This is a genomic window from Candidatus Mycobacterium wuenschmannii (assembly GCF_030252325.1).
Lineage (GTDB): Bacteria > Actinomycetota > Actinomycetes > Mycobacteriales > Mycobacteriaceae > Mycobacterium > Mycobacterium wuenschmannii.
On record NZ_CP126981.1, the window covers coordinates 3,804,015 to 3,819,129 of the forward strand.

Consider the following 15,115-nt stretch of genomic DNA (forward strand, 5'->3'; position numbering starts at 1 on the left):
TTGAACTGGGCCATGGCTGCGTTTACCGAGACCCAACGTGAAGAATTCCTCGCCGACAAGCGCGTCGCGGTGCTGTCCGTGGCGGCGACCAACGGTCGGCCCCCGGCCAGCGCGCCGATCTGGTACGGCTACACGCCGGGCGGCAACATCCTGGTCAACACCGGGGTGGAGGCTCGCAAGACGGCGCTGATCGAAGCCGCCGGTGTGGTGACGCTCGCGGTGCAACGCGAGGAGCCGCCGTACCAATACGTCGTCGTCGAGGGCACCGTCGTCGACACCACGACACCCGCGCCGCTGGATGTGCGGGAGGCGATCGCCATCCGCTACCTCGGCGAGGAGGGCGGCCGCGCGTTCGTCCAGGGCATGGCCGACCGGCCGGGCATTCTGTTCACCATCCGGCCCGATCGCTGGATCACCGCGGACTTCTCCGGCGAGCTGTAGATTTCGGGCGGCCGTGGCCGCCGTGTCGCGGCGGTCGAGAGCCGGACCTTCCATAGGATGAAGACCTCGAAACTCTAGGTCGCTACGCTCGAAAACCCCTAGGAAGCAGCTCAAATGGACCTCGATCGCATTACCAGCCCCATGCGGCTAGCGCGGGGGTCGCATCAGCCCGGCTCGGGCAAAGGGTGCGCCATGAACGTGATTTCGTACATCAACGGCGACGAGCAGATCACCGATTTCCCGGCGACCTCGGCACGGCCGTTGGCGTCGTTCGTGCAGTTGTGCAACGACCTGTTGGCCGAACCGGACGGTTACCTGTCCCCGGCGAACAGCCTGCTAGTGCTCGACCTCGGGTGGCTGACCGTCGGCACCGCCGACGTCGCCGACGCCGTCATGCACCTCTGGGTGACCAAACTGCTGACCAGCCCACCCTGGGGTGTCCTGCGCTATGCCGACGGTGTTTCGGCGGTGGCCATCGCCGACATCGCCGATCTGCACCGGACCTTCGTGCCCGGCGACGTGCCGTCGATCGTCAACTGGGACAGCGCGGCCCGAGCCGGCCGCGCGGCCGCCGAGGCATCGGAAGGCGCCGAGCTGTACGCGGTCCGAGCCGCCTGCCAGTCGACTGCTCTGGTCGAGACCGACGACTGGGACACCCTCGACGCCGTCACCGGCAACGCGTTGCGCGCCCACCGGTTGGCCAACGGCGATGCCGGGCCGGCGCGCATCATCGAGGTGACCCGCAACGCGATCCGGTCCTGGCGCCGCCTGGCAGGTTTGAGCGTGGTGGGCAACGATCCGATCCCGGTTGCCGGTGTCCGGCAGCGCCGCATGGAATCAGCTCTGCCGGTGGCTATCTCGGCGTAGCCGGACGACGCGGGAGATCGCGGCAGTCGCCGCAAGCGCCGCCATGACGGCGAGTATGACCTGGGTGCCGCCATACCCGACGCTGGTCAACAGCAGCGGTAGACCGAAGCCGATGTACGTCGCGCAGTAGAACACTCCGGTCAGCGCGCCCCGAACATGTTGCGGCGCTGCCGCTTCCAGATCGATCAGGCCCTCGCGCAGCGAAAGACCGCCTGCCCCACCGAGCATCAGCAACAGCGGCACGGCGAGCGTGAGCGTCATGTTCGCCGGCGAGACCGCGATCAGCGCGTAGGCCACGGCCGCCAGCGCCGCGCCGACCGTGCCCGCACGCGGGCCCCACGAGCCGATCCTGGCGACGGCCTGGATGACGCCGCTGGCGCCGTTGACGATGAGTGCTGCGATGCCCGCTGCGGTGGGTGCCGCGAGTCCGGTGTGGACCCTTGCCGGGATGGTGATGAAACCCAATGTGGCCGAGGCGAATACCCACGGAGCCAATGGCATCGCCCAACTCAGCGCCCGTGCGCTCGAAAGCGGGTACTGCACGATTTTTTTCGTTGCGGTCGAGACGGACGACGGCGCCGTGGTACGACGTGCGACCACGATCGTGGCGGTCATCGCCAGCACGACGAGACCCGCGGCCACCGCGAAGGACACTTCTACGCCGAGATCCCCGGCGCCGGCAATTAGCCCACCGGCCAGCGGCCCGACCGCGAAGCCGATGATCATCACGGCGCCGGCGGTTGCGGCTCCGGCCGGGCCGCGCAGGTCGGAGGCCCACGCCGTGCCCGAGGTCATCGCGAGGCCCACGCCCGCGCCCACGATCAGGCGACCGGCGAGCAGAACGTCGGGATGTTGCGAGAAGAGCATGGCGATCGTGCCGATCACCGCGGTCGCCGAACCCGTCAGCGCCACGGCCCGGCGGCCGAATGCATCCGAGGCGCGACCGCCGATCAGCAGGCCGGGCAGCAGCCCCACCGCGTAGATCCCGAAGATCGCGTCGAGCGTCGCGGTGCTCAGGTGCTGGCGGTCGCTGATCGTGGGCATCAGAGCGACGAAGTGATTCGCGATCCATCCGGTGACGAGCAGAACCGCCAGGACGACGCCGAACTGTAGGTTCGTGTCGTCAGGTGCCGTGCGCGGCCGTGGCAGCACGCTGGTTGCCCCATCCGGCGAGTTCATGAACTGCAGTCCTCCTTGTGATCGCGATCTGGAACGACCACGACGCGAGGAAAGTTATTCCCGGTAGAGGGGCTGCCGCAACGCAGTTAACGAGGTGTTCAGGCGGCCGTCGGCGTCGATGGAGCCGTGCCGAGCAAGTGCTGAGTCCTATGATTCGGCCATGGCAACCAGCGCCGATGATGTCGTGACCTATACGCCGGTGTCGGGCAAGCCCGCACTCCTGTTGGGGGCCTTCGAGATCGGCGATGTGGGATATGTCGCAGAGGAATTCTTCGTTTCGGGAACGGCGTCGTCCTATCAGGCGGCCGGCGAACTCGGGCCGGATGGACGGTGGAGCGCGGAGCCTGCGGCCGCTGCGAGCTACACCACGCGGATCGTGACACTGACGCCGAAGGATGCGAGCCGGTTCAACGGGACGGTGCTCGTCGAATGGCTCAACGTCAGCGGCGGCATCGACGCACCGGCCGTGTGGATGATGGCCCATCGCGAAATGCTGCGTAGCGGTTATGCATACGTCGCTGTGTCGGCGCAGCGCGTAGGCGTCGACGGCGGTGAAACCCTCACGGGCATGGACATGTCGTTGAAAAGCCAGAATCCACACCGCTATTCGTCGCTAGAGCACCCCGGCGACGCGTACGCGTACGACATCTTCGCTCAAGCCGGTCAGCTGGCCAGGAAGCCGGAGATTCTGCGCGGTCTGCGCGCCGAGCACGTCATCGCGATCGGTGAATCGCAGTCGGCGATGTTCTTGACGACCTACGTCAATGCCGTCGAACCCGCCGGCGGCGTCTACGACGGTTTCCTGGTGCATTCGCGGTTCGGACCCGCGGCGCCGCTGAACGGCGACTCGGTGTTCGAGGTGCTGGAAAGCACCTCGTCGCCGGGCATTGCGTTCCGCCCGGACCTGACGGTGCCGCTGCTCACGATCATCACCGAGACCGATCTGTTCGGTGCCCGTCATCAGGGCTACCACAGCGCGAGACAGTCTGACTATCAGCAACTTCGGGTGTGGGAGATCGCCGGGACCGCACACGCCGACAACTACACGATCCAGGTCGCGCCGATCGACACCGGGACCGCGCCGCTGGCCGACATCGTCGCGGCCTATGCACCGACCAACATGCTGATGGGCGCCGAACTGGACCACTGCATCAACTTCGCGCCGCAGCACCACTACGTCCTGCAGGCCGCCCTGTCCCGGTTGAACGACTGGGTGCGGACGGGGCAGCAGGCGCCGCACGCCGCGCAGATCGAACTGGACGGCGACCAACCCGTGCTCGGCGAACACGGGCTCGTGCGGGGTGGCATCAGGACGCCGTGGGCGGACGTGCCGATCGCGCTGACCTCCGGTGTGGGTGGCGATCAGACGGCGATGTCGCCGATCTTCGGCTCCGGCGAGCCGTTCGACGCCGCAACCGTGCGGCGGCTGTATCCGGGCGGACGGGCGGACTATCTGGAACGTTTCACCGCATCGCTCGACGCAACGATCGAGGCCGGCTTCCTGCTGTCGGCAGATCGCACCGAGATCCTCGAGATCGCCGCCGCGACGTATCCGGACTAGAGCGGCGGGGCCGCGAGCGCCAGGTTGAACAGCGCCCAGGCCATGCAGAACAAGAAGTTCAGCGTGACCAGGACCATGCCCACGAAAAGAAGTGAACGCGCGCCGCGGCGCTTCGCCCGCCGAACCCGCGCCTTGAACTGGTCGCGCTTGTACTGCGTCGCGATCAAGGCGAAATTGAAGTCGGCGACCTCGGCGCAGGCGACGGGCGAGCCCGCCAGCATGTGCCGGAGCCGATCGGGAGACGTGCTGACGCCGACGCGAGCGAAGCGGCGGCTCAATCGGCGCGCCTGCCGACGGCCGGCGACGTGCGCCTGTACCCGCATGAGATGCCCACGGTCGTTCCCCCATGGGGTCGCCGGGCTCATCACACGCCGAAGTGTAGCCAGCGGCGGTCGAATATCGGTGGCTTCACGCCCATTGCCGCGGCGGAAATTCGAATCGTGGCGTCGGTTGAGGTCGGACCGCCCTCGGGAGCAGGTCGTGTCACCACATCAGACCACGAATGGTCTCTGCCGCCGGGATGTCCTCTACAGCGATCAAACCGTGTGGAGCGCGGCAGACCCAGTCGATCGCATTGACCACCCGGGCGGCGGTAGCCAGGCATCCGGCCTCGGTGACGTCGAGCTTCGGATGCGATACGTGGGTGTTCAACTCCACCCGCGGATCCCCGTCGACCACGACGCGGTGGACGCCGGGGAGACCGTCGGGCGGATAAAGCCAATCCGGCGCCGCCGCGGCGGTGAGCCGGGTGATGTGTTCCATGGTGATCACCGGCACTCCGTCGCGAACACCTTCGACCGCGAACTTCACGGCGGCCATACCGCCCGGCTCGATTGTCGCCATGGTGCATTCGATGCGGGTTTCGGTGTACCAGGGTTCGATCCGTTGCCGAACCTCGTCGAGCCGTACGCCCAACTGCTCGGCGAGATTGCGAACGGCACCACCCCACATCGTGGTGAGGACTCCCGGTAGGAACAGCATCGGGGTGTCGTCCTCGGAGCTGGTACCGAATCCCATTTGTTTGCCAGTGAATTCGTAATCGTCGTAGTTGGCATAGTCGAAGATTTCCTGCACGGTGATCGTGCGGGCGCGAGTGACCAGGCTCAGCGCGGTATGAACCTCGGTGTCGCCGGAGTAGCCGGGATCGATGCCGTTGACGTACAGCGAAGCCTTTCCGGTCTTGCAGGCTTCTTCCAGTGGGACCCGCAGCCAGTCGTCGGCCTGGCGCGGAGTCACCAGCCACACCATCGACGTCGCCACGATGTTGATGCCTGCCGAAAGGAATTTCGTCATCTGCTCGATGACTTCCATCGGCCGCGTCTCGCCCTGCGCGGTGTACACCACGCAGTCCGGCTTCAGGGCTATCAGCGCGTCGATGTTGTCGGTGGCGATGACGCCGGTCGGTTCGCTCAGGCTGCACAGTTCGGCGGCGTCCCGCCCGATCTTCTCTGGGCTGGCGGCGTGCACACCGACTAACTCGAGATCCGGTCGCCCAATGATCGCCGGCAATGAATGGACCCCGACGTTGCCGGTGGAAAATTGCACAACTCTGCGCATCTGCGGTCGCCCTTGATCAGTAGTCGGGGATCGGTAGCGGCGAGTTGTTGGAATCGATGCCGCCATCCACATGGAAGATCGCATTGGTCGCGTAGCAGTCGCGGGTGGACAGGTAGACGCAGAGTCGCCCGAGGTCGGCGACATCGCCCAGTCGATGCAACGGAGTCGCCTCCTGCATCTTCTCCCGCGATCCGGGCATCAGGTCGAGACTGCCCTGCAGCCCGTCGGTGGCGAACGACCCCAGAGCTATCGCGTTGACGCGGATCTTGGGCGCGAGCTCCTGCGCCATCGCGCGGGTGAGCGCTTCCAGGCCGCCCTTCGCGACGCAGTACGCGGTGAGCGCGCGGATGCCGAAACGGGCTGAGCCGGAGGAGATATTGACGATGTTGCCGTGGCCGGCCTCGATCATGTGCCGAGCGACGAGCTGGCTCATGATGAATGCCGACGTGACACACCAGTCGAACGTGTGTCGGAAGTCTTCGTCGGTGATGTCGAGGAATCGGGCGTATGTAGAACCGCCGACATTGTTGATCAAGATGTCGATGCGCCCGAAGCTGTCCATGGCAGTCGACACCACGCGTTCGCTGTCGGTACGGCTCATGGCGTCCGCCACGACGGCGAGACCTTTTCCACCCGCACCTTCGATGCCGGCGATCGTTGCGCGGATGTCGGACTCCGTGCGCGCCGTACCGACGACCGTCGCACCCGCCTCCGCCAAAACCCGCGAAATCCCTTGTCCGACACCTTTTCCGGCGCCTGTGACGATCGCGACCTGCCCGTTGAGGTCGAACTGCTCAAGCGCCATGCCAGTCCTCTCGTCGGCACCGTCTGATGCCGATCTAACAAATAAAACTGACTTTAGTCAATGGAACGAATGAGCGCCGCTTGCCGGCGGGGCGGTTATTCTGCAAACGGAGTGGGTGAGTAGATCAGAGGACAGGGACATGGCAACGGTGGAAAAGCCGTCGGCCCGCGAGGCCAAGCGCCTACAGACGCGTGAGCGCCTGATGGGAGCCGCGATCGCCGAGTTCAAACGAGCGGGCATGGCCGATGCCGACGTCGGGGCGATCGTCGCGGCTGCCGGTGTCGCCCACGGCACCTTCTTCTTTCATTTCCCGACCAAGGAGCACGTGCTGCTGGAATTGGAACGCCGCGAGGAGGAGCGCATCGCCAAGCAGCTCGACCGCTATCCTGACGCATCACACGACTTGTCCGCCATTCTCAAGGAGGCGGTTCGTCTCGTCTTGGGGCTCGAACGCCGGCTCGGTGCAAGCCTCTTCAAAGACTTTCTCGCTCTGCACTTCTCGCAGACCCGCCCCGCCGATGAAAGCAAGGAACACCCGGTCATCGTCCGAGTGGCTCAGGAGATCGAGAGGGCGCAGCGACTCGGTCATGTTGCGCCAGAAGTCGTTCCGGTCAACAGCGCCGTCTTCTTCTTGCTGGGTCTGTACGCACTCTTGACCACCACACACGACTGGCCCACTCAGAGCGCGATGCTCGACGACTATGTGGCGAGCGCGATGCGGGGCCTCGAGAAACGCTGACTGATTGACGCGAGTCAGTTCCTACGGCAGGATCGGGCCAGCCGATCGGTAGGAGGCATGGTGAACTCGCCCGTATTGACCGCGACAGGCAGCCGGCTCGACGAACATTTCGAGCAATCGCGCGTCGCGCAGCGGCAGGCCGACAAGTGGCTCATTTCGGGGAGCATCCTGATCGGCACGGCAGCCCTTGGCATCTTCGGACTTCCGCTATTTCTCCGAGGGGTGTGGTTGCTGCGAAAAGCGCAGCGCGAAGGCCTGTCGGTCCGCCCGATGTTGGTGACTCTGCTCGGCTACCTTGTCATCATCGATGCCGCGATCAACACGGTGGGGTGGGCGCTCGACTTGGTCGCCAACCACACCATCCTGGCCCGAATCCTGTTGAACGGCTGGGGTGCAATGTTCGACGCCGGCTATTTCTGGCACTACAACGAGCTGTGGGTCGGTGGTGCGGCCGGCCCGGGTGAGAAGGCTCTGGAAGTGGGGCTGATCCTCACGGTTTTCACCATGCGCATCGCGGCTGCCATCGGCTTCCTGCAGATGAAGCGGTGGGGTCACCAGTGGATGGTGATCACGTGCTGGATGGGCGTGCTGATTTGGTGCGTGTACGTGTTCAACATGACGATGTTCGCCGATGTGCGCTTCGCCGGGGTCATCCTGCCGGTCGTCGGCTGGTGGCTCTACGACATCTTCTACATCACGCCCTTCCTCGCAATTCCATACCTGCACTCGGTCAACCGCGAGATCTTCACGGATTAGTCAGGTCTTTATTGACCTAAATCATTGACTCTGGTCAGTAATCGGACTACAAATGCAGAATCATGGCGCCACAGCTCAAGGTGACGGCACGCGAAGTGCGTCGGCGACAAACCCGGGAACGCATACTCGGCGCGGCGATTGCCGAGTTCACACGCTCGGGAATGGCGGGCGCCGACGTCAACGCGATCGTTGCGGCCGCGGGCGTCGCGCACGGAACGTTCTTCTTCCACTTCCCTAGCAAGGAGCATGTCCTCCTCGACCTGGAATCCCGCGAAGAAGCGCGCATCGCCGCGGAATTCGGCGCATATCTCGCAGGCGCGCCCGGCCTTCCGGCCGCTCTGGCCGAAGTCGTTCGCCTCGTAGCTGACCTCGAGCAGCTCTTCGGTCCGCAACTTTTCAAAGAGCTTCTGGCGCTGCACTTCTCGCCGACAAGGCCCACCAACGACGACTGGAGCGAGCACCCCGTGATCGTCCTGCTCGTCGACGCGATTGAGCGGGCGCGCGGTGTTGGCAGAGCGCATCCGGAGGTGGACGCCTTCTACAGCGCGACGTTCTTTCTGCTCGGCATCTACGGCGTCCTCACCACGACCGACGACCCCGTGCGGCGCGAAACCATGCTCACGAAGCTGATCGCCACCGCCGTGCGTGGTCTGGAGATCCGATGACGCAACAACCGACTACCTAGGAGGTCTGAGATGGATTGGGTCTGGGAGATCCTGCGCTACGTCGCGGCCTGGGGCGGAACAGGATTGGTCATCTGGTTCTGGTACTGGTTGTTCTCGAACCTCGGCACGTTCTGACGGTCGATGATCGAGCTCGCCGACACGCATGCCATGGCGCTGGAACGTAGTTGCGCCGTGACGGCCGTCGCGCTGAGCGGGCAGCGTCGAGTAGGCGCGCGCCTGGTGACCGGGGAGCATCGAACATTCGGCGTGAGTCCCGCATTCGGCTACGTGCACGTCCCATACCCGTCGCCTGAATCCGGATGGACGCGCAGAACTCTGACATGCGGTGTTGCACTGCAATGTTCACCGTCAAAAGAAAGGCTGGTCACATTTCGGCTGAACGATATGTCGGCGCGCGAACTGCGTGCCGCGACCCTCGTCGAGGCGAGCGTCGCCCTGGGATGGGTCGCGTCCAATTGGCCCGGACTGCTTGACGAAGTGCACCGGTTGGTACCGGACCTACCGGCGCTGCCCGCTGACACCGATGCGGCGGAGATGGTCGAGCGCGCCGTGTCGATGTCACGCACGTCCGAGCCGCTGAGTATTCATCCGTTGTTGGGACGGCTGCCGCTGGCCTACACGGCGCCTCAGGGTGTCGCGGACAAGCTACGGCGCAGCTTTGGCAGAATGCCCTGGACGTCAACGCAGAAGCGGCTCCCGCGTCCCTACTCCGTTCCGGTCGGCGGCGACGGCGGCGTGCGCAACCCGAACCTGCCACCGCCGAGCAGGCCGCAGGACAACGACCTCGACATCACGCCGGAGCACCGGCCAGGAATTCCCTATCCCGAATGGAACTCCTGGACAAAGAGTTTCATGCGGGACCACGTCGCCGTTCTCGAACGGCCGCGCGCCACACCCGCGCGTTCGCCGGAGCCGGCATCGGCGGAGCTGCGGAAGTGGTTTGAAGAGCACACCCACCGGGCGATGAAAAGCCGCCTGGAGGACGGTTCCGACGTGGATGTCGAGCAGTATGTGCGGCACTACATCGACCTCGCGGCCGGCGAAGCGATTCAACCGCGCATCTTTCGTGAGTTACTACCTGCGTGCCGCGATGTCACCACGGCATTATTGCTCGACGGCAGTTCGTCATTGGGCGTGCACGGCGGGCAGATCTTCAAGCTCGAACTGGCCTGCGCCGACGCATTGTCACAAGCGATGACTCTGGCGCGGGAGCGGCACGGAATCTTCGTCTTCACCGGCAACACACGACACCGCGTCGAGGTCAGTTGCCTCAAAGACTTCACGGACCGGCGCTTCGTGCCACCGGGACAACTGGGCCTGACTACCGGCGGCTACACCCGACTCGGTGCACCGTTGCGCCACTTGACAAGTCGGCTCCTCAGCCAGCCCTCCGAGCGCCGGCTGCTCATCGTGATCGGCGACGGCATGATCTCGGACGAGGGCTACGAGGGGCGCTACGCCTGGGCCGACGTCGCCCATGCGGTCGAGGAAGCGCACGACGCCGGCGTCTCGATCTACTACCTGGGGGTGGGGCCGGCCCAAGTCGACCCGCTCCCCGAGGTCTTCGGACCCGCACGTTCTCAACGCATTCGACGGATCGAAGAACTTCCACAGGTGCTGGCCCACGTCCATCGCGAGCTGGTAGCCGCATGACCGACGACATGCCGAGGAACACATGACCATCGACACCTATTACTCGAACGGCAACGAAGTCCAGCTGTTCGAGCAGGCCTATCGCCGGCGGCTGCCGGTGATGCTGACCGGGCCGACCGGCTGCGGCAAGACACGGCTGGTCGAGCACATGGGCCTGCTGCTGAGCCGGCCCGTGGTCACCATCAGCTGCCACGACGATCTGACCAGTTCGGACCTGGTAGGCCGATTCATGGTGACCGGCGGTGACGTGGTGTGGACCGATGGTCCGCTGACCCGCGCGGTGAAAGCGGGCGCGATCTGCTATCTCGACGAGGTCGTCGAAGCCCGCCACGACTCGCTGGCGATCCTGCACTCGCTTACCGACCACCGACGTGCGCTCTACCTCGACCGCGCAGACGAAGAAGTCATAGCGCCAGACGATTTCATGCTCGTCTGCTCCTATAACCCCGCCTACCGCAGCTCACTGAAAGAACTCAAGCCCTCCTTCCGGCAGAGGTTCGTGACGTTGCCGATGCGGTATCTGCCCGCCGAACGCGAGGCGGAGGTGATTGTCGCCGAGAGCGAGATCGAACTGCCGGCCGCGCGACGACTCGTCGCCTGTGCCACCGCCATTAGGACCGCCGACCACGCGTTCCACTTCGAGCCGCCGTCCACTCGGGTATTGGTCACCGCGGCTCAGCTAATCGCAGCCGGTGCAGGTGAATTCGAGGCTGCCGAAGCCTGCATCCTCGCGCCGTTGTCGGCCGACGGCGCTATCAGCGATGGCCTGCGTGAGGTTGCCATCGCATGTCTCGCCTCCTCCGACACACCAGGCACTGCTCGCTAGTAGAAACGGGAAAGGAGTCACAACCGTGGATCAGAAGGAACGACAGCGTAAGAAGGCGCTCATCATCCTGCAGATCGTCATCTACGGCTATCTGTTGACGATGTTCGGAATCCAGCTCTACATGTCCTTCGCGCGCGGCTGGTGGGAATTGTGAGTGCTCCGTCGGCAATTCGAGCCGGCGGCTCAATGAGCCTCGACGAGCACCACGACCAGTCTCGTCTCGCGCAGCGCCGAGCTGACAAGTGGATGATCGTCGGAGCCGCGCTGATGGGAATGTGGGCACCTGGACTGATCGGCTTTCCCGTCTTCATGCGCGGAGTCTGGTTGCAGCGACAGGCTTTACGGGCCGGTCTGTCGGTGCGGCCGATGATCGTCACCTTGATCGGCTATCTAGTGCTGATCGACGGAGCGCTGAACAGCCTCGGGTGGGCATTGGACCTCGTCGCCAACCACACGCTGATCAACCGGGTGCTGATGGTCGGCTGGGGCAACATGTTCGACGCCGGTTACTTCTGGCACTACAACGAACTGTGGGTCGGCGGCGCGGCCGGCCCCGGCGAGAAAGCGTATGTCGCGGGGCTGATCCTGACGGTTTTCGCGATGCGTTGCGCGGCCGCCATCGGTTTCCTGCAAATGAAACGATGGGGTCACCAGTGGATGGTGATCACCTGCTGGATGGGCGTGGTGATCTGGTGCGCCTACGTGTTCAACATGACGATGTTCGCCGACGTGCGCTACGCGGGCGTGGTCTTCCCGGTCGTCGGCTGGTGGCTCTACGACATCTTCTACATCACGCCATTTCTGGCGATCCCGTATCTGCACACGGTCAACCGCGAAATCTTCACCGACTGAACATATTTAGGAGCATCGCCGTGACTTCACCATCACCCGCGCCGGCATCCACCGATGACAAGGACGCCGCCGAGGACCTACCGCCGGGCACCACGCCGTATTACGCGAGGATGCACCTCTACATCAAGCGGGCCGTCCTGGTCTGCCTCGTCGCCCTCGTCATCGAGGGTGCGTTCACACTGCCCTTCATGGCGGTCTACTACGGCTACCCCACGCTGAGCCTGACCCAGATCTGCAGTGAATTGCTGAAGGTGCGCTACTCGGACGACACGCTCGAGTGCAAGGTTCCCTATCCCATGCTGGGTCCGCCGGAGGGCGCCGAAGGCAAGGACACTGCCCGAGACCAGTGGGGCATCCAGCCGGTCCCGAAATATCATCGGCTGAAGTTCCGCGAATTGGTCCGGATCCATGAAGCACGGGTCGCCCGACAAGCGGCACAACAACATTCGGCGCCGAGTCCGTGACCTACCGGGTGGTCCAATGGACGACCGGAAATATCGGTACGAAGTCGGTGCACGCCATCGTCGAGAATTCGCTACTCGAACTCGTCGGCTGCTATGCGTGGTCGCCGGGCAAGGTCGGGCACGACGTCGGAGAGCTGTGCGGCATCGCACCACTCGGCATCCTGGCCACCAACGACATCGAAGCCCTGATCGCACTCGAGCCCGATTGCGTTGTCTACAACCAGATGTTCGCCAACGTCGACGACCTGGTCCGCATTCTCGGAGCGGGGATCAACGTGGTCACTACGTCGGAGTTCATCACCGGCCACCGGCTCGGCGAAGGACGCCAACGCATCGTCGAGGCGTGCGAAAGCGGTGGCTCGACGATCTTCGGGAGCGGGCTCAACCCCGGTTTCATCGAACTCTTCGCGATCGTATCCGCCGGATTGTCGGATCGCATCGACCGGGTGTGCATCGTCGAATCGTTCGATACCACGATCTACAACTCGCCGGAGACCGAGAAGATCATGGGGTTCGGATACCCGATCGACGATCCGAATCTGCGCGCGGTAACAGAGGACGGGTCGGGCATCTTCCGCGAGGCGGTTCTGATCGTCGCCGACGCACTCGGGGTCGAGCTCGACGAAATTCGTTGCACAGCTGAGTATGCCGAAGCCACCGAAGACGTTCACCTGCCCGGGGAGTGGATGATCGCCAAGGGGTGCGTTGCCGGAATAGATGTGAGCTGGAAGGGCTACGTAGGTGAGCGTGACGTCGTCGAGGTGCGGGGTGTGTGGACCAAGGGACAGTCGCTCGAGCCAACCTGGTCGATGGGCTTCGGATACAACATCACCGTCGAAGGCCGGCCGACGATCAAGACGACGCTGTCGTTCGAACCGCCGGCGGACTTCGTCGCGGAGACGATCGAGGAATACATCCTGCTCGGTCTGACGATCACGGCCGTCCCGGCCATCACCGCGATACCCGCCGTTGTCGCCGCCCCGCCAGGCATCGCGACGTACAACGATCTGCCGCTGCTGCTTCCGCGTGGAGTCACTCATGTCTGAACAACGAGAGACGCAACTTCATCACGTCGTCTTCGCTGTCGCGCCAGACCGCCAAGCGACGGTGGCGCAGATGTTCACCGAACTCGGCTTCACGTTCGAAAACACCGAACTTGCTGAACTCGGGCTGCACATCTACCTGGACTGGGACGGCGGTCTCGAACTGATCAGCGCGATACCGGGTGCCACCGCCGAGGTGGCGGCATCGGTCGACGATTTCGTGCAGCGTAACGGTGACGGCGTGTACACCGTGGTATTGCGCATACCGAATGCGTCCGCCGCCGAAGCCGTCACCGACAGGTACGGGGCGAAAACCCGTTTCCGGCAGAGCTTTTCCGGTGATGGTTCCCATCTCGCCGAAGTCGACCAGTCGGTGCTCGGTCTTCCGCTGACGCTGCTGGCGACCAACATCCCGTGAGGAAGGAGGCGTTGTGACCGTCGACATGGCTGCGCCGAGCGTCTTCGACGCCGGACTGCCCACGCTGAGCTACGAACTCACCGATACGCCTCAGCAGATCTATCCACAGTTTCGAGCAGCGCAGGAAGTGGCGCCGATCGCGCTGGGACCGATTGGTCCCGAGGTGCTTTCGTACGAATTGGCCCGAACCGTATTACGCGATCCACGGTTCGTCATTCCTCCGGGCATACATCTCTCTGCTCACGGAATCACGTCGGGACCGTTGTGGGACAGAGTCACCCACAGCATCCTCAATATGGAGGGCGACGAGCACCGCCGTCTGCGCGGCCTGGTGTCCAAGGCATTCACGCCCCGGGCGACGGCGCGGATGGACGACACGATCCACGCGATAGTCAACGAACTCGTCGATGCCGTCGCCGACTCGGGCCGTTGCGAATTCGTTGCGGACATCGCCCGTCCTTATCCGATTCCGGTTATCTGCGCGCTGCTAGGCGCACCGCGTGCGGACTGGCAACAGTTCGCCCGGTGGGCCGAAGACATCTTCAAGATCGTAAGCTTCGACTGCGACCTCGCGGCCGAGGAACCGGTCGTGCTGAAGGCCTGGGGTGAATTCGATGACTACATCGACGACATGGTCGCGCATCGACGTCGGCACCTGACCGAAGACCTCTTGTCGGAGCTGATCGGCATCGAAGACGCGGGTGACCGCTTGAATGCCGGCGAGTTGCGCATGTTGGCGTTCAGCATCCTGGTGGCCGGAACGGACACCACCCGCAGTCAACTGGCGGCGTCCATGCAGGTGTTGTGCGATCACCCCGATCAACTATTGCTGCTGCGCGAGCGACCCGAACTGGCAATGCGCGCGGTCGAGGAAAGCATGCGGCATTCTCCGTCGATGTGCAGCACCGTGCGAAGTGTCACCGAAGACGTCGCGGTCGGCGATTACATGTTTCCCGCAGGCACTTTCATCTTGGTGAACACCTATGCGGCTAATCGCGACGGAGCCGTCTACGACGATCCGGCACGCTTCGACATCGGCCGCGAAGACCCGCCGCCGATCTTGACGTTCGGTGGCGGCGTTCATTACTGCCTGGGCGCAAACCTGGCGCGGCGAGAACTCGCCGAAGCGCTGGCGATCCTCGCTCGCCGTCTGCCGAATCCGCGGCGTATCGGATCGCCCCCGTGGAAGCCGTTGCTCGGCATGAGTGGGCCGACGAGCCTGCCTATCGAGTTCGACTGAAGCCCTAACTAGAACCTGTTACAGTTTT

The 15,115-nt window shown here is 64.2% G+C and carries 18 protein-coding genes; 14 read left to right on the forward strand and 4 right to left on the reverse strand.

The features are described from left to right. Positions 1 to 12 precede the first annotated feature (12 nt). The gene (locus PT015_RS18290; protein WP_285186332.1) at positions 13 to 441 is read left to right on the forward strand and encodes a pyridoxamine 5'-phosphate oxidase family protein; all 429 of its coding nucleotides are present in this window, start codon (positions 13 to 15) and stop codon (positions 439 to 441) included. Between the two features lie 192 nt (positions 442 to 633). Further along, positions 634 to 1,308 (forward strand): hypothetical protein, encoded by a 675-nt coding sequence (locus PT015_RS18295; protein ID WP_285186334.1) that lies wholly within the window; start codon positions 634 to 636, stop codon positions 1,306 to 1,308. Here the strand turns inward: PT015_RS18295 and PT015_RS18300 are convergent. Further along, complete coding sequence (locus PT015_RS18300; protein ID WP_285186335.1) at positions 1,279 to 2,487, reverse strand: MFS transporter; 1,209 nt, start codon at positions 2,485 to 2,487, stop codon at positions 1,279 to 1,281. The genes PT015_RS18295 and PT015_RS18300 overlap by 30 nt on opposite strands. Positions 2,488 to 2,647: 160 nt before the next feature. Between PT015_RS18300 and PT015_RS18305 the strand changes: the two genes are divergently transcribed. Next, positions 2,648 to 4,048, forward strand: coding sequence for an alpha/beta hydrolase domain-containing protein (locus PT015_RS18305; RefSeq protein ID WP_285186336.1), 1,401 nt, complete (start codon positions 2,648 to 2,650; stop codon positions 4,046 to 4,048). Here PT015_RS18305 and PT015_RS18310 read toward each other — a convergent pair. From PT015_RS18310 to PT015_RS18320, 3 genes are all read right to left on the reverse strand, one after another. Continuing rightward, positions 4,045 to 4,413 (reverse strand): hypothetical protein, encoded by a 369-nt coding sequence (locus PT015_RS18310; protein WP_285186337.1) that lies wholly within the window; start codon positions 4,411 to 4,413, stop codon positions 4,045 to 4,047. The two genes, PT015_RS18305 and PT015_RS18310, sit on opposite strands and share 4 nt — an antisense overlap. Before the next feature lie 118 nt (positions 4,414 to 4,531). Next, the gene (locus tag PT015_RS18315) at positions 4,532 to 5,605 is read right to left on the reverse strand and encodes an NAD(P)H-dependent amine dehydrogenase family protein (RefSeq protein ID WP_285186338.1); all 1,074 of its coding nucleotides are present in this window, start codon (positions 5,603 to 5,605) and stop codon (positions 4,532 to 4,534) included. Positions 5,606 to 5,621: 16 nt separating this feature from the next. Continuing rightward, a complete protein-coding gene (locus PT015_RS18320) occupies positions 5,622 to 6,410 on the reverse strand; it encodes an SDR family NAD(P)-dependent oxidoreductase (RefSeq protein WP_285186339.1) in 789 nt (262 codons plus the stop codon). Between the two features lie 139 nt (positions 6,411 to 6,549). Here PT015_RS18320 and PT015_RS18325 point away from each other — a divergent pair, with 139 nt between their 5' ends. The 11 genes from PT015_RS18325 (at position 6,550) to PT015_RS18375 (ending at position 15,087) form a co-directional block, all read left to right on the forward strand. Continuing rightward, positions 6,550 to 7,149 (forward strand): TetR family transcriptional regulator, encoded by a 600-nt coding sequence (locus tag PT015_RS18325; protein ID WP_285186340.1) that lies wholly within the window; start codon positions 6,550 to 6,552, stop codon positions 7,147 to 7,149. A gap of 57 nt (positions 7,150 to 7,206) precedes the next feature. Then, a complete protein-coding gene (locus PT015_RS18330; protein WP_285186341.1) occupies positions 7,207 to 7,905 on the forward strand; it encodes a hypothetical protein in 699 nt (232 codons plus the stop codon). Positions 7,906 to 7,967: 62 nt separating this feature from the next. Then, a complete protein-coding gene (locus tag PT015_RS18335) occupies positions 7,968 to 8,570 on the forward strand; it encodes a TetR/AcrR family transcriptional regulator (protein ID WP_285186342.1) in 603 nt (200 codons plus the stop codon). A 141-nt stretch (positions 8,571 to 8,711) separates the two neighbouring features. Further along, positions 8,712 to 10,244, forward strand: a complete 1,533-nt coding sequence (locus tag PT015_RS18340; protein ID WP_285186343.1) for a nitric oxide reductase activation protein NorD — start codon at positions 8,712 to 8,714, stop codon at positions 10,242 to 10,244. A 22-nt stretch (positions 10,245 to 10,266) separates the two neighbouring features. Next, positions 10,267 to 11,070 (forward strand): CbbQ/NirQ/NorQ/GpvN family protein, encoded by an 804-nt coding sequence (locus tag PT015_RS18345; protein ID WP_285186344.1) that lies wholly within the window; start codon positions 10,267 to 10,269, stop codon positions 11,068 to 11,070. Positions 11,071 to 11,095: 25 nt separating this feature from the next. Next, complete coding sequence (locus PT015_RS18350) at positions 11,096 to 11,224, forward strand: hypothetical protein (protein ID WP_285186345.1); 129 nt, start codon at positions 11,096 to 11,098, stop codon at positions 11,222 to 11,224. Positions 11,225 to 11,256: 32 nt separating this feature from the next. Beyond that, a complete protein-coding gene (locus tag PT015_RS18355; RefSeq protein ID WP_285186346.1) occupies positions 11,257 to 11,922 on the forward strand; it encodes a hypothetical protein in 666 nt (221 codons plus the stop codon). A gap of 20 nt (positions 11,923 to 11,942) precedes the next feature. After that, positions 11,943 to 12,386 carry a hypothetical protein gene (locus PT015_RS18360; RefSeq protein ID WP_285186347.1) on the forward strand — a complete coding sequence of 148 codons (444 nt, stop codon included), beginning with the start codon at positions 11,943 to 11,945 and terminating at the stop codon, positions 12,384 to 12,386. Continuing rightward, positions 12,383 to 13,432: an NAD(P)H-dependent amine dehydrogenase family protein gene (locus tag PT015_RS18365; protein ID WP_285186348.1), complete on the forward strand. Its 1,050-nt coding sequence runs from the start codon at positions 12,383 to 12,385 to the stop codon at positions 13,430 to 13,432. The genes PT015_RS18360 and PT015_RS18365 overlap by 4 nt, the downstream gene beginning before the upstream one ends. Then, on the forward strand, positions 13,425 to 13,847 hold the full coding sequence (locus PT015_RS18370) for a VOC family protein (RefSeq protein WP_285186349.1): 423 nt from the start codon (positions 13,425 to 13,427) through the stop codon (positions 13,845 to 13,847). The genes PT015_RS18365 and PT015_RS18370 overlap by 8 nt, the downstream gene beginning before the upstream one ends. Before the next feature lie 13 nt (positions 13,848 to 13,860). Further along, positions 13,861 to 15,087, forward strand: a complete 1,227-nt coding sequence (locus PT015_RS18375) for a cytochrome P450 (protein ID WP_285186350.1) — start codon at positions 13,861 to 13,863, stop codon at positions 15,085 to 15,087. Positions 15,088 to 15,115: the final 28 nt, after the last annotated feature.